Below are 272 nucleotides of genomic sequence, written 5' to 3' on the forward strand. Positions count from 1 at the left end.
CAGGATATGAAGCTATATATGAAAAACCGTGAGAAAGACAAACTGACTGTCGTTCGAATGGTTAAGGCTTCACTTCAAAATGAAGCAATTAAGCTTAAGAAAGACAGTTTGACCGAGGATGAGGAACTCACTGTCCTTTCTCGTGAACTTAAGCAACGTAAAGACTCCCTCCAGGAATTTTCAAACGCTAATCGTTTAGATTTAGTAGATAAAGTTCAAAAAGAGCTGGACATTTTAGAAGTTTATTTACCCGAGCAGCTGTCAGAAGAAGA

The 272-nt window shown here is 38.2% G+C and carries 1 protein-coding gene; it reads left to right on the forward strand.

The features are described from left to right. Positions 1 to 272 (forward strand): GatB/YqeY domain-containing protein (locus tag CF394_RS13485; RefSeq protein WP_243370887.1); only part of this gene is annotated, 272 nt, incomplete at both ends.

Source organism: Tetzosporium hominis (assembly GCF_002265435.1).
GTDB lineage: Bacteria > Bacillota > Bacilli > Bacillales_A > Planococcaceae > Chryseomicrobium > Chryseomicrobium hominis.